Origin of the sequence: Paraburkholderia sp. BCC1885 (assembly GCF_900996235.1) — a bacterium.
Taxonomy (GTDB): Bacteria; Pseudomonadota; Gammaproteobacteria; order Burkholderiales; family Burkholderiaceae; genus Paraburkholderia.
Genome location: NZ_CAAJGM010000197.1, coordinates 1 through 283 on the forward strand (window position 1 = coordinate 1; position 283 = coordinate 283).

Genomic DNA, 283 nt, shown 5'->3' on the forward strand with positions numbered 1-283 from the left:
AGATGCGCGTACCAACCGGCAGAGAGATCATGATCGCAGACTGCCCAGCACGGTACGCAGCATGTCAGCGTCGACCAGGCCGTCTACCTTAACCACCGCACGGCCGATGCGGATCTCGATCGTGCACCCAGGAGACGCCGGCTTCATATCTGGCGCTTGCGGAACCCCCGAAGATGACGCAACGACCTGCGTCAGCGCGTCACTCAGCAGTACGACCGGGAGGAGGCTGGTAGACGGAGCTTGCTGCTCGGCGAGATATCGCCGCCGCCAGGTGTACAGCATG

At 62.9% G+C, this 283-nt stretch carries 1 pseudogene; it reads right to left on the reverse strand.

What is annotated here, in order from left to right:
- Window positions 1-27 precede the first annotated feature (27 nt).
- Window positions 28-283: pseudogene (locus FQ755_RS37815) on the reverse strand (IS66 family insertion sequence element accessory protein TnpB); the annotation flags it as partial.